The 15,876-nt window shown below is 54.3% G+C and carries 14 protein-coding genes and 1 tRNA gene; 4 read left to right on the top strand and 11 right to left on the bottom strand.

The genetic code is table 11. The annotated features are described in order from the left end of the window. Positions 1 to 49: 49 nt before the first annotated feature. The 3 genes from H7F20_RS13125 to H7F20_RS13115 all read left to right on the top strand — a co-directional run bounded on the left by H7F20_RS13125 (position 50) and on the right by H7F20_RS13115 (position 4,976). The gene (locus H7F20_RS13125; protein WP_185786624.1) at positions 50 to 2,245 is read left to right on the top strand and encodes a TonB-dependent receptor plug domain-containing protein; all 2,196 of its coding nucleotides are present in this window, start codon (positions 50 to 52) and stop codon (positions 2,243 to 2,245) included. A gap of 198 nt (positions 2,246 to 2,443) precedes the next feature. Then, positions 2,444 to 3,406 carry an amidohydrolase family protein gene (locus tag H7F20_RS13120; RefSeq protein WP_255444094.1) on the top strand — a complete coding sequence of 321 codons (963 nt, stop codon included), beginning with the start codon at positions 2,444 to 2,446 and terminating at the stop codon, positions 3,404 to 3,406. A gap of 16 nt (positions 3,407 to 3,422) precedes the next feature. Continuing rightward, positions 3,423 to 4,976: a DUF1593 domain-containing protein gene (locus H7F20_RS13115; protein ID WP_185786622.1), complete on the top strand. Its 1,554-nt coding sequence runs from the start codon at positions 3,423 to 3,425 to the stop codon at positions 4,974 to 4,976. Positions 4,977 to 4,991: 15 nt separating this feature from the next. Here the strand turns inward: H7F20_RS13115 and H7F20_RS13110 are convergent, their stop codons facing one another. The 9 genes from H7F20_RS13110 to H7F20_RS13070 form a co-directional block, all read right to left on the bottom strand. Next, positions 4,992 to 5,924, bottom strand: coding sequence for a hypothetical protein (locus tag H7F20_RS13110; protein WP_185786621.1), 933 nt, complete (start codon positions 5,922 to 5,924; stop codon positions 4,992 to 4,994). Between the two features lie 179 nt (positions 5,925 to 6,103). Next, a complete protein-coding gene (locus H7F20_RS13105; protein ID WP_185786620.1) occupies positions 6,104 to 7,378 on the bottom strand; it encodes an MFS transporter in 1,275 nt (424 codons plus the stop codon). An 85-nt stretch (positions 7,379 to 7,463) separates the two neighbouring features. Next, positions 7,464 to 8,609, bottom strand: coding sequence for a DUF2891 domain-containing protein (locus tag H7F20_RS13100; protein WP_185786619.1), 1,146 nt, complete (start codon positions 8,607 to 8,609; stop codon positions 7,464 to 7,466). 74 nt (positions 8,610 to 8,683) lie between these two features. Further along, positions 8,684 to 9,652 (bottom strand): DUF6807 family protein, encoded by a 969-nt coding sequence (locus tag H7F20_RS13095; protein ID WP_185786618.1) that lies wholly within the window; start codon positions 9,650 to 9,652, stop codon positions 8,684 to 8,686. Positions 9,653 to 9,671: 19 nt separating this feature from the next. Continuing rightward, the gene (locus H7F20_RS13090) at positions 9,672 to 10,382 is read right to left on the bottom strand and encodes a DUF6090 family protein (protein ID WP_185786617.1); all 711 of its coding nucleotides are present in this window, start codon (positions 10,380 to 10,382) and stop codon (positions 9,672 to 9,674) included. A gap of 99 nt (positions 10,383 to 10,481) precedes the next feature. Then, entirely contained in the window at positions 10,482 to 10,901 is a 420-nt protein-coding gene (locus tag H7F20_RS13085; protein ID WP_185786616.1) for an archease, read from the bottom strand. Between the two features lie 64 nt (positions 10,902 to 10,965). Further along, on the bottom strand, positions 10,966 to 11,322 hold the full coding sequence (locus tag H7F20_RS13080; protein ID WP_185786615.1) for a hypothetical protein: 357 nt from the start codon (positions 11,320 to 11,322) through the stop codon (positions 10,966 to 10,968). A gap of 152 nt (positions 11,323 to 11,474) precedes the next feature. Further along, positions 11,475 to 11,879, bottom strand: coding sequence for a hypothetical protein (locus H7F20_RS13075; protein WP_185786614.1), 405 nt, complete (start codon positions 11,877 to 11,879; stop codon positions 11,475 to 11,477). Positions 11,880 to 12,278: 399 nt separating this feature from the next. Continuing rightward, positions 12,279 to 12,590 (bottom strand): hypothetical protein, encoded by a 312-nt coding sequence (locus H7F20_RS13070; protein ID WP_185786613.1) that lies wholly within the window; start codon positions 12,588 to 12,590, stop codon positions 12,279 to 12,281. Between the two features lie 390 nt (positions 12,591 to 12,980). Between H7F20_RS13070 and H7F20_RS13065 the strand changes: the two genes are divergently transcribed. Continuing rightward, complete coding sequence (locus H7F20_RS13065) at positions 12,981 to 13,295, top strand: hypothetical protein (protein WP_185786612.1); 315 nt, start codon at positions 12,981 to 12,983, stop codon at positions 13,293 to 13,295. A gap of 23 nt (positions 13,296 to 13,318) precedes the next feature. Here the strand turns inward: H7F20_RS13065 and H7F20_RS13060 are convergent. Together H7F20_RS13060 and H7F20_RS13055 are read right to left on the bottom strand one after the other, a co-directional pair. Continuing rightward, positions 13,319 to 13,392: transfer RNA gene (locus H7F20_RS13060), tRNA-Arg, on the bottom strand. A gap of 104 nt (positions 13,393 to 13,496) precedes the next feature. Beyond that, positions 13,497 to 15,860, bottom strand: coding sequence for a hybrid sensor histidine kinase/response regulator (locus tag H7F20_RS13055; RefSeq protein WP_185786611.1), 2,364 nt, complete (start codon positions 15,858 to 15,860; stop codon positions 13,497 to 13,499). Positions 15,861 to 15,876: the final 16 nt, after the last annotated feature.

Here is a 15,876-nt window from a genome sequence, read left to right as displayed (position 1 = left end):
AACAATCAGAAGATAATTGGTATCTTTCGATTAAAATTCTGAATTCACTTTGAGAACCTACGCCAAAACCATTTTCCGCTGGCTTCCCCTGTTCCTTTGCCTGCTGGCAGCCCTTCCGATGCCGGGGCAGGTTGCAACCGGGACCAAGACCATCCGCCTTTTCTGGGATGCTTCCGCTTCCATGTCCGACAACGAGCCGGTTTATGCCTTCCGCTACCTGGAACCGGTATTCGCCGCCTGCGGGGACTGCCGGGTGGAACTGCTCACCTTCCATACGGATGTGCAGAAATCGGAACACCGCGTACTGGGCGGTGACTGGTCGGCACTAAAGAAAGCCCTGGAGGAGATCGCGTACGACGGCGCTGTGAGTTACAACCGCATGAGCACGTATCTGGTAAAAGGCGAAACCTTTATCTACACAGACGGTCGCCAACTACACCCCGAAGACCGCCTGCTCCTCCAACCGGGAAATACGATCCTGAGCCGTGCAACGGGGGATGCGCAGAAATTCCTGGAACGCTCCGCCCTGCTCTACCGGGGGGACTACGTCCAGCTCAAACCCATGGAAACAAGGCCTTCCGGGCCGGGCACCGCTTCGCAGGCCCAGGTTACCGGCACCATTTATGTAGACGACCTGCCGGCACCCGGCCTGGAAGTCCGCTATGCAGGCAGCGAAAAAACAGCCCGTACCGATTCCGAAGGGCGTTTTGTACTGGATGGGGTAGCCGGTGATTCCCTGGTTATCTCCGGGGGTGGGATCAAATCCCGGACCTTCGGTGCGAGACAGGCTTCGGAAATGGCCTTTTACCTCAACAGCGATGTCATCGCGCTCGACGAGGTACAGGTGAGCGAAGCGAAGGCTGAAGCCATTGAAAAGACCCGTACGGCAACCGGGATGCGCGACAGCCGGCGCGTGGGGGTCGCCGTCCAGTCCATCGGGGATGACGAGGTTTCCGATGTGCAGACCGACTTGTCCCAGACCTTGCAGGGAGGGCGGCTTACCGGGGTCAACCTGGGTCAGGGACAGGACGCCACCCAGTTCACCACCCGGACCAACATGACCATGCTCGGCAACAACTACGGGTTGATCATCATTGACGGAACCCCGATGGCTCAGTCCTCTTCCGCAGGAGGCCCCAATTCGCTGCAAAGTGCCAGTTTTATCGACCCCAATAATATCGCCGATATCACCGTCCTCAAGGGCCTTGCAGCTACGAACAAGTATGGGGAAGCCGGAAGGAACGGGGTCTTGCTGATTACCACCAAGGCTGCGGTCTACGGAACCGGGGAATCCAGCGCCGTTTCCGATGCAGCACGGGTCAAAAACAATATTTACGATGCCGGGGATGCCTCGGAAAACAGCCAGTCAGGTGTTACCCGGGCTTTATCCGGTATCCCCGTTGCCCCGGCATATGACAGATACCTGGCCTTACAACCGATACGGACCGGGCAACCCCGTTTTTTCCTGGAGGCCTATGACGCTTTCAGGGATAGGGAACCAGAACTTGGGGCTCGTATCATCAGCAACCTGGCCGAAAGCTTCCCGGCCCGTACAGATGCCCTGAAGGCATCCCTTTACGGGCTGCTGGAAACAGGCGAACACCAGCTGGCGCTGACCCTGGCAGAAGCCCTCAACCAACCTGGAACAGCTCCCGGCCTTTCCCTGGTGACCGAAGCGCTGTTACGGGAGAACCGGCAGGAAAAGGCTGCCGTGGTGCGCGAACTAATCGCTGCGCACCGCCAGGTGGTTGGCACCGGAGAAGCGGCCTCGGAGTACCGTACCTACCTGCAACGGGAAATACAGAATCTCTTCCGGGCTAACCCCGGCTTTTCCGGGATGATCCCGGGGGCATACGACTACGATAATTGTCCATCCTATAAGGCCCGGCTCGTTTTTGAATGGAACCTGCCGGGGGTGGAATTCGCGATTCAATCGGTCAACCCCCAAAAGCGCTTTTACAATTGGGAGCATACGGCTGCGGCCAGCCCTGCCCTCCTTCGGGAAGAGCGCGAAAACGGTATGACCCTGAAAACCTTTGACCTCTTTGGCCCGGACAGTGTCGGGGAATGGCTCTTCAACGTGGAACTGGTCAGTGACCTTCCCGGGCAGGAGCGCATGCCCCTTGTGGTAGGATGCCGGATCTACCAGAATTTTGGGAGCCCGTCCGAGACGGTTACCTACAGGACCGTCCACCTTTCCAGGTCAGGGGACAAAAAGCAGCTGATTTCCCTGCAGGTGCGGTAAGGCGGTATTTCAAAAGACATAACTATACGCGGCCAGGTTGGCCGGACAGGGATTTTGGCTTAAATTGAGGCGCCATGGATTCAAACAATCCATCGGGTTCCTGATAAAAGCGCTTGCAACCCGTTCAATCGAATTCAAATCTAACCGATACAACCAATGAAAAAGCACACTCCCGGATTTCCAGCATTTAAAATTCCAATGTTCCTCTGCCTGTGGCTCGCCGCCGGCCTCGTTGCGCAGGAATCCAAAAAACGCCCGCCCATCATCGATGTACATGTGCACGCCATGAAGGTCAACCCGAATTTTTCCTCACCCATGTGCCCGTGGTTCCTCAGCAGCATGCCCGGGAGCGGACCCAATCAGCCGGCCCCCTCCTTTGTGAACCTGGACTGCGTGGATCCGCTCCAGCCTGCCCTTTCGGATGCGGATATGCAGGAAAAACTCCTGGCTACTGCAGAAAGGCTCAATATGGTCCTGGTGGCCAGCGGCGACCCGGAGGTATTGCATAAATGGCATGCCCAGGCCCCGGACCGGATCATCCCCTCCCTCGGGATCAGCAATGCAGAGCAGATGAGCGTGGAAGCCTTTCGCGATTCCCTGAATTCGGGCTTTTACAAAGTGATGGGAGAAGTGGCCCCGCAGTATCAGGGGATGTCGCCCAGCGATATGTCGCTGGATGCGTATTTTGGCGTGGCCGAAGAACTCGGGATCCCCGTGGGCATCCATATGGGGACCGGGGGCAACGGGATGATCAATATCAACAACCCAAAATACCGCGCCTCTCTCGGGCAACCCTTCTTGCTCGAAGACGTGCTGGCCCGCCACCCGAAACTGAAAATCTGGGTAATGCATGCCGGTTACCCCATGATCGACCAGATGATTGCGCTGATGGGGGCTAATGCGTATGTCTACGTGGACCTGGCCGGATTTATCTGGAGCTACCCACTGGAAGAGATACACGCCTACCTCAAACGCCTGGTCCAGGCCGGTTTTGGCAAGCGGATCCTCTATGGCACGGACTTTATGGTCTGGCCCAAGCTGCTGGAAACCTCCATAGGGGTGATCGAGAATGCAAATTACCTGTCGGAAGACCAGAAACGGGATATCTTTTTCAACAACGCGGTCCGTTTTTTCAACCTGGACCCAAGCCAGTTCGAATAACCGTAATCCTGCACCGATGAAACGCCTGATCTACCCGATTTGCCTGGTGTCGGCAATTTTGCTTATCCATTGCCGGGAGGCAGAAACTGAAACGGCAGATGTGCCGCCAGCAGATGCATCCAAACCGCGGACCATTGTCACCACGGACGGGGAAATCGACGACGTGGATTCCTTTATCCGCCTCTTGCTCTATGCCAATGAATTCCGGATCGAAGGCCTGGTTTACAGCAGTTCCATGTGGCATTACAAGGGGGACGGCCGGGGTACGCCCTTTGTTTCGGAAATGGAGATGACCCGGCAGATTTACGGGGAGAAAACCGACCTGCGCTGGCCGGGTACCTCCTGGATGCAGGACCTGATCGGCGAATACGCCAAAGTATACCCCAACCTGCAAAAGCACGCCGATGGGTACCCGGACCCACAAACCCTGCGTTCGCTGATCCGGGTGGGAAACATCGAATTTGAGGGGGAGATGGAAAAGGATACGGAAGGTTCCCGCCTGATTGCCGAAAAATTGATGGACAACGACACTACCCCCCTGTACCTGCAGGTCTGGGGCGGGACCAACACCATTGCCCGGGCCCTGAAATCCATTGAGGAGGAGTTCGGGGATTCCGGTTCGTGGGAAACCATCTACCGGGAGATCTGCAGCAAGGCCGTCATCTACGCGATCATGGACCAGGATGCCACATACCGAAAATACATCGCCCCCAACTGGCCGGACCTGAAGGTGTATTACAACTCCAACCAGTTCTGGTGTTTTGCCTATCCCTGGAAACAGCAGGTCCCGGAACCCTGGCATGCTTACCTGGAAGGGCCTTTTATGAAAGAACACCTGATCAAGGGGCACGGACCGCTGCTGGAACGGTATTACAGCTACGGGGATGGGCAGAAACAACAGGGGGACCCGGAACATATCCACGGGGTTGCCCTGGATTCCTTCAACCAGGGGAGCCTTGGCCAGAACTGGGGGCCCTTTAAGCCCTATGACTTTATTTCGGAGGGGGACTCCCCCGCTTACCTCCACCTGGTGGATGTGGGGCTGGACAATATCGACAACCCCTCCATTGGCGGTTGGGGCGGGCGGCTCCTCCGGTCCGAATCGCAGCCCAACCGCTGGGAGGACGGGGGCGGCGTGAGCGATTTCAACCCGTTTACCGATACCCTGGATGTGACCTATCCGCAGACCCGCTGGATTCCCGCAATCCAGGAGGACTTTGCGGCGCGTGCAGACTGGTGCGTTACCAGCTATGCGGCTGCCAATCACCCCCCCGAAGTCCAAATCGCGGAAGGCAACCGCATTACGGCCAAACCCGGAGAGGAAATCACGCTCACCGGCATGGGGGCCGACCCGGACGGGGACTCCCTGCAGTACCTCTGGTGGCGGTATGCCGAAGTGGATGGTTACAGTGGGGAATTGCTGCCCGGTTCGGTCAGCGGGAATACCCTGAAAATCAAACTGCCTGAAGATATGGCGCCCGGGGAGGATGTGCACCTTATCCTGGAGGTGAGCGATGTGGCGGAGCACCCCATGACGCGCTATCAGCGGGTGATTATCACGGCCCGTTGACCGGTTGGTCGCCTGTCAGTTGTCATCCACATTCAATCCCCTGGAGAAGAGGTTGTCGAACGGTTGCTTGACCTCCACTGCATTCGGGATCTGCACTTGGACATCCCTGTCGTAGGAAAACGAATAGGTCCCCTCGTCCTGCGCCATTTGGTTATCTACCCGTGCATGGATTTCCGAGAGGCGGCCCTCTGAATCGAAAACCACATAGGATCCCTGGTATTCGGGGTCCTCATAGGAAAATTTGGGACAGTCCCCCCCGCCGTCCGGGCAGGGCACCAGGGTCCTTGTGAAATCACTGCCGCCAAAATCCTCCGGGCTATAGATAAAGGCCCACTCCACCAACAAGAAGGTATTCATGTTCACCCCCTGTTCGTGGAAACGCTGCGTCGCTTCCATCATGGGGCCTTCGGGAAGCTTCAGGATGCCCATGGACATGGCAGGGAGCATGAAGGACATGGCCTCGCTCCGCATGAGCCCGGTCTTTTCCCATCGTTCTTCCCGGTCATTGTAGGCATACTGGAACCCTTCGCTGTCGGTGAACATGGAAGCGTCATTCCGGGAGGCCTCCATCCGCATGGCCAGCTCCTCCGCATCGAAATAGGAATCAGTGGTTTCCCCCTTGCTGTTGACGGTGTGGACCACCACATCCATGGTGTAAAAGCTGCGCTTCGCATCCGTATTGATAAGCTTGGCGGTATTGTAATCCACCCCCGTGCCGCCCTGCGGTGTCCCCTTGGCCGCCCCGGCGTTTCCACCATCCTCCGGGGTCCCCAGCAGGCTGTCCAGTGCCGAATCGGTCGCCTTCCCGGATTCCTCTCCGGCCCGGTTGAGGACGGTCCGTTCTGCTGCCTTCTCGGCTTTCTTGGCCAGGCGTTTGAGAAACTGGCCCTGTACCTGGCTCCCCGATGCCAAAAATACCAGGAGTGCGAGAATTGTCTGGAGTTTCATTATGGGATCTTTTTAGGGTTTGCGCCTTGATTGCATCGGGTCAGCGGTTGCAGGAGGCCTGCTACCGTTAAACCTGTGAATGCCTAAATAATTTACGATATTTTACTGGCAGACAGTGGATTAATGTATGGATGGTCCCTTTATCTGCGTGAATGGCAAACCCAAACCCAGGGCGGGGTTCAGGAGTCGGATGATATATCGGCCTCCACCTCGTCCCTAAGGTCCAGGCGGCGGAATCTGGGGGAAAACCAGGCCATGGCCCCTACGGTGAGCAAGGTCATACAACCGCCGAATACAACTGCCGGCACGGTCCCCATCAACCGTGCCGTCAGCCCGCTTTCAAAAGCCCCCAATTCGTTCGAGGACCCCACAAAGATGGAATTGACGGATGCCACCCGCCCCCGCATGTTGTCCGGGGTTTTCAATTGCAGGATCGTCTGCCGGATGATCATCGACACCCCGTCGACCGCCCCACTGAGGAAGAGGGCGCCCACGGATACCCAGAAAATGGTTGACAACCCGAAAACGATGATACACGCCCCGAAAGCGAAGACTGCCCAAAGCAGTTTCTTGCCGGCATGGCGGTGGAGCGGGAAGCGCGTGGAACCCAGCATGGTGATAGCAGCTCCTACCGCAGGCGCCGCCCGCAGGATGCCGAAACCCTCGGACCCCACCTGGAGGATATCCTGGGCATAAATCGGGAGCAGGGCCACCGCCCCCCCGAAAAGCACGGCAATCATGTCCAGGGTCAGGGCGCCCAAAATGGCCTTGTTCCGGAAAACAAACTGCAACCCGTCCCTGAGACTCTGAAAGACCGGTTCGCCGATATTTGGGTTCAGGATGGGTTTGCGGGGGATGCGCATCAAAAATGCGAGCGCTATCAGGGAGAAACCAAAAATCAGGCAAAGGGACCAGTGTACGCCAATCCAGCTGATGGAAAAGCCGGCCAGTGCCGGGCCCAGCACCGAGGCCAGCTGCCAGGTACTGCTGCTCCAGGTAGCGGCATTCGGATAGATGCGTTTGGGGACGATCAGGGCGATGAGCGAAAAAATCGTTGGCCCGAGGAAGGACCGCACGATCCCGCCCAGGAAGACCAGCGAATAAATGGCGGCCAACTGGTAGCCCTGTTCCATGGAAGCCTCCACCGAGGGGAGGCTGAAGATAAAAAGGCCAAGGCTGATGGCAGAGAATCCGAGGATACACCCCACCAAAAGGTTGCGCTTTTCACGCTGGTCGACGATGTGGCCCGCAAAGAGAGCCATCCCGACGGATGGGATCACCTCCATCAGCCCGATGATCCCCAGCGACAACGGGTCCTTGGTCAGGGTATAGACCAGCCATTCGATCAGGATAAACTGCATGGTCCAGGCGAGAACCATGGCAAAGCGGACAATGAGGAAGATGTTGAATTCCCGGAATCTCAGGGCGGCATACGGATCATTCGGCTGGCTCATGGGCAAAGCAGGTCAGGGCTGAAATTGGGCTACTGCAACATTCATATCCGGCTGTTTCTACTATTCGTTATATATGACTGGATTCTCAACGTTCTCCCAGTGCATAGAGGGCGAAAGTTCCTAACCAGTGGCCGCCTTCATACCCGTCGCCCAGCAGGTTGGGAAAAGAATAGGCCATATGGGCATTCGCCAGAGGGAGCAAATGCCCGAATGCTGCAGGGTATTGTTTGGCCAGTCCGTAAAAAACCCAGGCACGGCTGAAGTTCAGGCCGTCGAGGTGTACCAGCTGTCCGTCGGAGCGATCGCCCACCCGGGCCGGTTCAAGGGCAAAGTCCTTTTGGCGCAGCTCAGGGAGGAACTGGTCCGTCCAGGCCAGGAAGGCTTCCCGCGTTTTGATACGGCGCATCAGGTCCATTTCCTCGAGACAGGGGGACAGGAAATCAGCACCACTGGGTTCCCATGTAATCGGGCACCCCCGGTCGGAGTCATAAAACGCCAGAGCACGTTCCCGGATTGCCCCGATCAATGCGCTATCCTGTACGGCCTGCGCGTAATCCCAGGCAAAAGCCAGGCCGAACGCCGTATTGGTATGGGTTCCCACGCGAACGGGATACTGCAATTTGGGCAGGTACTCCACGAATTTGTCCGAGATAAGCCCGGTCAGCGGCCTGAGGTTCTTTTCGAGTTCCCGGGCCATCGGGTCGTCCCAGGAATGGAGTTCGCTTGCCAATTTCAGGAGCCATCCCCAGCCATAAGTGCGCTCATAGCCCTTTTCGTGTTCCTTTTTGAAATATTCGAGTTCTGCCAGGATATTTCCGGCTGAGATATTCCTCCGGAGCACCTGTCGGACGGAATCGGCTCCTGCCAGGTCGGGGAATTCCTTGAGCAGCTTTACCATGGACCAATGCCCGTGGACGGCCGAGTGCCAGTCAAAACATCCGTAAAAAGCCGGGTGCAGCGCCCGTGGTTCTGCAAGTTCCTCAGGCCCTGTCAGGGTTTGTCCCAGCTTGTTGGGATATTCCTGCCCCACACAGGCCATTGGAAGGGTGATCAGAATTTCGGCCTGTTCCCGGGTGAATTCAATAGAAGAAGCAGCCACAGTTGCATCAGCCCCAGTTGCATCAGCCCCAGTAGCTCCCGATTCTGGATCGGTGGCCTGCTCCTTTTTGGGGGTACAATCCACAAAGAGGATCAGGATAAAGGAAATAAGAAAAAATGCACTTATTCGCATCGCAAGGTTTTATGGATTTTAAATGTAGGGAATTTGGCGTTTATCCCTGCCGCACGTCCGTACGATCCTGCCTCTCAATAAGCAGTTCTTGAATACCCGGCGTGCAATTTGGAAATATCCAGCGCCCTGCTGTTTCCCTTATGCACCAACAGGCGGTAGCTCAGGATCAGCGGCTGGGTTGTGGAGAGCGGGACAGCGGTTGCGCCCGGATGCGGATATACCGCATTCTGCATGCTCCCCGAAGCACGCAAAATCCAGGGGTTGGGATACCCGGGATTTCCCGGATGGCTGAGGATCGTCAGGCCGGAATCGGCCCCTCCCCGGCCAATGGGCCCGGAAATATCCAGCCATCCCACAGCCTGCACCGGCAAATTCTCGGGTACCACCTTGCCATTCGGGCCGGTGAACGCCATGCCATCGGCCAGGCGGATCCGGGCTGAAAATCCCCCGTAGCCCTTTTCATCCTCCGAGCCGCCGATCCGCATGCCTTCCTCGAGGGCTATCAGGGATATCACAACATCGATCTGGCGATAAGCGTCCTTGGCAGGATAGGCGGTGATCCTGGTTATTTCCCGGACCAGGGGCAACTCCCGGCCCCTGGGATCTGTCCACAGAGGTGACTTCCATAGTACTTCCGCCTGTATGGCCCGGGCTCCGCCTGGAAGTGCCCCGGTATTGCGCTGATTTCCGATTTCCTGTACCGACTTCACTTCCCAGGAAAAATCCCGGATCTCCCATCCATCGCCTATGCGTTTCCCGTCGATATAGAGCTGGTGCCAGGCCCAGAAAATGCCCCGGTGGTGCAGGTGGTCCGCAGGGAAATCCTCCGAAAGCACCTGGCCATCCAGCCCGAAGAGCGGATGGATGTAGTTGGCCCGACCGTAAGCGCCGTCCAGGGACTTTTCGGCGATCTGGTAGGTCAGGATGCTGTCGGCCCCTTCGGTAAAATAGGCCGCCCCGGGTCGGATATCTACCGATACCTGCTGGCTGCATGCAGGAACTGCAATCCCGAAAATCAAAAGGAAACCGTAAATTCTAAACATGGCCTTTCTTCAATTACAACTACTTTTTGGCCAACTCAACCGCAATCTCCTTAAGCAATTCATTCACCTTTTTCTGAATTCTGCCCAGAAGCTGATTGCTGGCGGTTGACAACATGTATACATTGCTACATTGAAATCGCAACTCCTCGTAATTCGCAATCAATTCTTCCATGTCGATGGCTTTCAGTTTAATGGGACCACCCACAAAGCCCAGATAACGAATAAAAAAAGGGTTCAACTCATCAAAATACTTTCGGTCAAGTTGGGCGTCGATTGTTTGGTATCGCTGGTAATGATAGTCGTATAGTTCAATTAATGAAGATTTGATCGAATCGGACCGGATCAATTCTATTTTGCCCTGGGAAATCATCATGTTGTAAATCCCGTATTTGGGGAAAAAACTGATGACGCCATTCATTATATCCGGCAGGAAATCTATGATCGCCTCATCCGGGAGTGAGTCGCGCAATGCATCCAAATCTTTGATGATTACTGCCTGAAGCCCGGCAATAGTCTTTTTCTGTATGGAAATAATCCTTTGCAGTTCGGTAGAATCCTGCCTTAAACTGGCAGTCAGGCTCTGATAGGTAGCTTTTTCAATGTTTCGGTTTACCCGCTCTTCATTCCAGTTATCCAGTGCAAAAGCACCCAGGATACCTAAAATGATGACCAGGATTTCGAGGAGGTATTCCACCCATTTCTCCCGTAAGAGTCTAAAGACTTTTTTCATCTTAAGCCCTAAGATAGCGAAACGGACATAACGGATTGATAATCAATCGGCATTTAAAGGCAAAGGGTAAGGGCGCAGATGTTGGCCTCCAGGCAGGTCCTATTCCTCCAATTCAAAATCGAGGGTTGAATCCCATGTACCCCGGGCATTTTGTTCGACGCTGGCATCTTCACAGGCCACCGAATTGATCCGAATGTCGAACTGGTTAAACCAAACCCCATATAAACGGGCCTCGAGATGATTTTCCGAAAATTCCGAAAAATAGACATAACAGAAAACCGCGCGATACGCATATGATTTCTCCAGCACCTCCGACAGGAAATCAATCAGCAGGCGGCGCCTGTCCCTTGCGTAAACTTCAATCTTACTGGAACAATCATAATGCGTCTGGGCTCCGCAAAGTCCCTCCTTGAGTATCTCGTTCATGCCCCTCAGCGCATTCAGAAATAATTCCGGCATCGTATCCCCTGCCGCATGTATGGCAATATCCGTGGCGTGTATATTCGATAGCAGGTGCATGGCATTAATAGTTAAAATATTTCGGCATCCGGGTGTTACATCTCAAAACTTACCATCCGCCGGGTCATTGATTCCTTACCCGGCCGGTGCGTTGGGTGTCATGGTACCGGCGGATATCCTCATCCTGGTAGTTTCGGATACGCTCGAACCGCTTGGTACGCAGATCAATATTCCGGTACCGGGGTGGCAATTGGGGCCTGCGGACCCAGTTACCTCCATCCCGGTAAATATACACCCGGGTGGTCAGGTCATAGTAAATGGTCAACTCTGGAAAATACACGTACCGGACCACTTCCAACCGGTTGGGGTAGAACCACGGAGGCGGGGGGTTTCCCACTCGCGAGGTTATGACCACAGGTCCGCAACCAACCATAAAAACCAGGCCGACAATTCCCAGAAGGGTATATTTCAGTTTTGACATCGCTATTTATTTACCCTCCAAGAAAACCATCCCGGGAAAACTTTCAAATGACCTGAATCATTCTGAGTCAGTAATTCTGATTCAATATTTGGGTAACCAAAGGAAAAGAAGGGGTAAAGTATAGGCTTCGGGTAACTTACTGTACAAGCCTCTTAATCCGCAAAAAGCAACTGCAGCTTGCCCAGCAGGATGAGTTCCGATTTATTATGTAAGGCGAACGCATTGGCCACGGCACTGGCGGTATCTAAAATCAGCAGTTTGATCTGGTCCGGGAAAAGCCCGGGGTGTTCATGGTAAAAATCCGCGAAATCATCAAACCCCTGTGCGCTGGTCATATCGTGTTCCAGGGCCCAGTCAAAGACGGTTTCTATCTGGTAGGCCGCATCCGAGTGGTACGGGTCTTCAATGTCGTCCACCGGGAGCCATCTTTCCCGGACAATCTTACGCAGTTTTGTGACTTCAGCGGGGTCTACCCTGCCGTCCGCCATGGCCACTGCGAAAAAAAGTTTCCCGAGATTCTCATAGCGTTCAGTACCGAGCTTTTGGGTGTGTTTCATGGCGACAAATCCTGGAATTGCTTAACCTGAAGATAATAGGTTAGCGTCCGCTACCCCATGATATAAATCAGTTGGCTTTCCAGATCATGGCATATGCCGCTTTTTGATCGAATGGATTACTCGCCGGCGCTCGTGATCCCGAGGGAAGCCCCGACTGTCAAGGATTACGCCTTTGGCGTGATCCTGAAGGCAATCCCGCCTGAAAATGCAAACCCCATTTATTAGTGATAACTTTTATGGCTTATGGGCAAATAAAGCACCGTTAAAGGGGGCGTTGTGGAACGTTCCCTTTTTTTTTCGTATTTCCAATATCCCTTCACCTGCCAAGTTGAAACAAAAAAAGAGACCATATCACTATGGTCTCTGATTTCCTAAAGGTAGAATACCAATTACCTACGATTATTTTACATCAAGAAATTTGCCTTCTTTATTAACATAGAGGCTTTCTGACGTGCCGTCTTGCTTGGTAATATCAAGTTTGAATTTCAAATCTTCTGAATTCCAGTACGCTTTGTCGATGTTTGCTTCTGGATATTTTTTTTCAAGACCCATTACAACTTCGCCAGGTAATTCATCCAGTGTCACCTCCATATATCCCTGTTGGGATTTGGCAACCTGCGTTGTTTTCTCACCGTCCATATCATTTTTGTCCTGGGCAAACGCAGTAACTCCGACTAAGCTGAATGCTGCAATAAATAGTAACTTTTTCATTTGTATTTGTTTTTAAATTAATGATTCGTGTTAAGATTAAATAACGAGCTAACAATTTTATAAGTAAATTGGTGTTGTTTATTAATCTTTTCCAAATCCTACACAAATCTAGTTACAATTTCCTTTGATGGAGGACTCAAACAAATCCCTTATTGAACCAAAGGGGATTTTGTGGTGTCACTTCTTACAGTTAATGATCAGCAAGTTGAACCATATGATATTTTACAGGTTGTAACATTATTCCCTTTGGTGCCAGAATTGCATGTTGTCAGAATCATTGCGCGGTAACATGTATATCTTTAACGAATAGCTGCCCGGGTTTATCTTGTGCAATTAGCTCCCCATGTTTCCTCACCTTTGCTATAGGCTATAACCAAATTACCTTCATCAATGCTTATCGCCTTTGGCGTGATCCTGAAGGCAATCCCGCCTGAAAATGCAAACCCGCACGGCCTGTGGCCTTACGGTATTTTACTTCTCAACCCCTTTCAAAAGCAAGCTTTTCATCCGATGAAGTACTCGCTAGCGCTCGTGATCTTGAGGGCGGTCCCGCCTGTCAAGGATTACGCCTTTGGCGTGATCCTGAAGGCAATCCCGCCTGAAAATGCAAACCCGCACGACCTGTGGCCTTACGGTATTTTACTTCTCAACCCCTTTCAAAAGCAAGCTTTTGAGGGGTTTCGAAATAAAATACCCCGCAACTAGCGTTGCGGGGTTTGCGCTTTAAGTGATCGCGCCAGGATTCGAACCTGGGACCGTCTGCTTAGAAGGCAGATGCTCTATCCAGCTGAGCTACGCGACCTGGGAGTCCGGCGGGCGGAAATAATTTTTGCAAAACTAAACAATCTCGGGACAAAAGGCGGGATACCCGGCAAAAAACAGCATGTGAGGATGTGGGTTGAGAAACTAACTGGCAAGTCGCCGGCGCTCCCCGTAGTATTCCAGCTTTTCGGTAAGCACGGCCAGGTCCACGGGTTTGGAGATGTAGTCCTGCATACCCACCTCGATGACCCTTTGGCGGGCGCCCTCGGTGGTATCGGCGGTTACGGCAATGATGGGGAGGGTGCCGATTTCCATGCCCAGGGTCCCGCTGCGGATGGCGCGCGTAGCTTCATAGCCGTCCATTACGGGCATCTGCAGGTCCATCAGGACCAGGTCAAAGGGATCGCTCCGCAGGGCAGTCAGGCATTCCTTGCCATTGCCCGCAAACGACGCGGTAACGCCGGGAATTTTCCCGAGGAGTTTTTTGATCACCAGCTGGTTCATCTTGTTGTCCTCGACCACCAGGACCCGCATCCCGGCCAATGGGACCGGAGCGGTGTCTTTCGAACTGCTGCCAGGTTCTCCGACCGCCAGGGCCTTTACGGGGATGGCGATCACCACTTCCGTGCCCTGTCCCTCCTCGCTTTGCATCTCCAGGCTACCCCCGAAGGCATCGGTCAGGTGGCGGGCGATACAAAGGCCCATGCCCACACCGCCGAAATTCCGTTTGTCATTCAGGCGCATTTGGTTAAAACTGTCGAAGATATGAGGCATTTTCCCGGCAGGGATACCGATACCCGTATCGCGGACCGTTATTACAATCCGTTGCTTCCCTTCCTCCTTCCGTTGGCTTGAAACGACCACCTCAATCCGACCCTTCATGGTGAATTTGACCGCATTGCTCAACACATTGTTGACCACCTGCAGCAGCCGTTCCTTGTCGGCAACCACGCTCCCGGGGAGGCCCGGGAGGACCTCAAAATGGTACCGCAGGCCTTTTTCCAGCGCCTGTTCCTGCCAGTGGGAACTGAGTTTGTACAACTCTTCTGCCGGGGCAAAACGATCTTCCCGGAGGGTCAGCGTACCCGACTCCAACTTTTCGAAATCCAGGATGTCGTTGATATTGCTCAGCAGGCTGATGGATGCGTCCCGGATCATGGAGAGTTCCCGTCGGTACGCCTCATCCTTATCCGCATTCATGCCCTCCTGCACAATCCCCATGATCAGGTTGAGCGGCGTCCGCAGTTCATGGCTCATATTGGACATGAACGAGCTCTTCATCTGGCTGATTTCAACGGATTTCTGGAGGGCGAGCTCCTGGGCGCGTTCGTTTTTCAGGCGCAGTTCGCGGATCAGGTTGGTCATCGACAGGGACAGGAAGATCACCTCCAGGCCCGAACCGAATTTAGCCGCATTCAGGGTCAGGAAATTATTGGGCAGCACACTGAGGTTATTCAGCACAAACCCGAGCAGGCCGATCACCAGGAAGCAGATACCGATGGTGAAATACGGATCTACCACCACGCGGTTCCTGAATTTCAGGGACAAGAGCGAATAGAGGATCAGCAGCAGGCTCAGCAGGCCGTTCAGGTTGCTTACGGGATAGACCCATGCCGGCAACTCCGGCCCGAACATGGTGGCTGCCACCAGTACGCCAATGACCAGGTAAAGGAACAGGTAGGCCCTGCCGAGGGGTGGGTTGCGCTCTGCGATCCGCAGGAAATGCTCGCAATACTTCAGCAGGTAAAAATTACAGATCAGGGCGCTGATCAGCACAAAACGGTTGTTCAGGTAGCCGCCCTCCGGGAAGGCATATTGGAATACCAGGCCATCAAGGGTAGCCTGCATCAGGAAGATGGACAGGACGTAGATACCATAATAGAGGAAGGATTTCTCCATCAGGCTGCGATAGAAAAACAGGTAGATGATCCCGGCCAGCAGTAAAATGCCGTAGAAAAACCCGAGAAAAAGCTGGTTTCCGTAATTGTATTCCCAGAAGCCAGTCTCCGTGTAAAGGTCCAGTGGGAGGTTCAGGGTTTCCCCGTCACTCTTGAACTCCAGGTAATAGCTGACCTGGGATTCCGGAGGAAGGTCAAGCCTGAAAACCGTGGCGCGATGGGGTACCTGCCGGTCCGCAAAGGGGATCCGGTCGCCGCTTTGGAAACGCGCGGCTTCGGTGCCGGTGATCCGGTACAGGGTGGCCTGGTCGGTAACGGGCCGGGCCGTCTGCAGGTAATAGGTCGCGGGCTGCGGCCCCGGGTTGACCAGCTTGAAGCGGAGCCAGTGGTAATCTGAGGTAAAGCCGAGGGCCTGGTTGCCCGAATCCATGGGCCGGAAGTCCAGCGCTCCCTCCTGCTGCACGCTCGATAGCGGCAGCGACTGCTTTCCGGCAGGTGCCCATTCGGCATAACGGTATAAGGGTTCATCGGACCCGGCGGGGTCGTAGGGTGTTTGGGAAAAAAGCAGGCCAGTGGCAAAAAACAGGAAGATCGTAAGGGCCTTGGACATGGTTTCGGGGGTTGAT

This window comes from Robiginitalea sp. SC105 (assembly GCF_014243345.1).
Taxonomy (GTDB): domain Bacteria; phylum Bacteroidota; class Bacteroidia; order Flavobacteriales; family Flavobacteriaceae; genus Robiginitalea.
The sequence above is the reverse complement of the archived record's forward strand: the minus strand, read 5'-3'. Positions and strand labels throughout refer to the sequence as shown.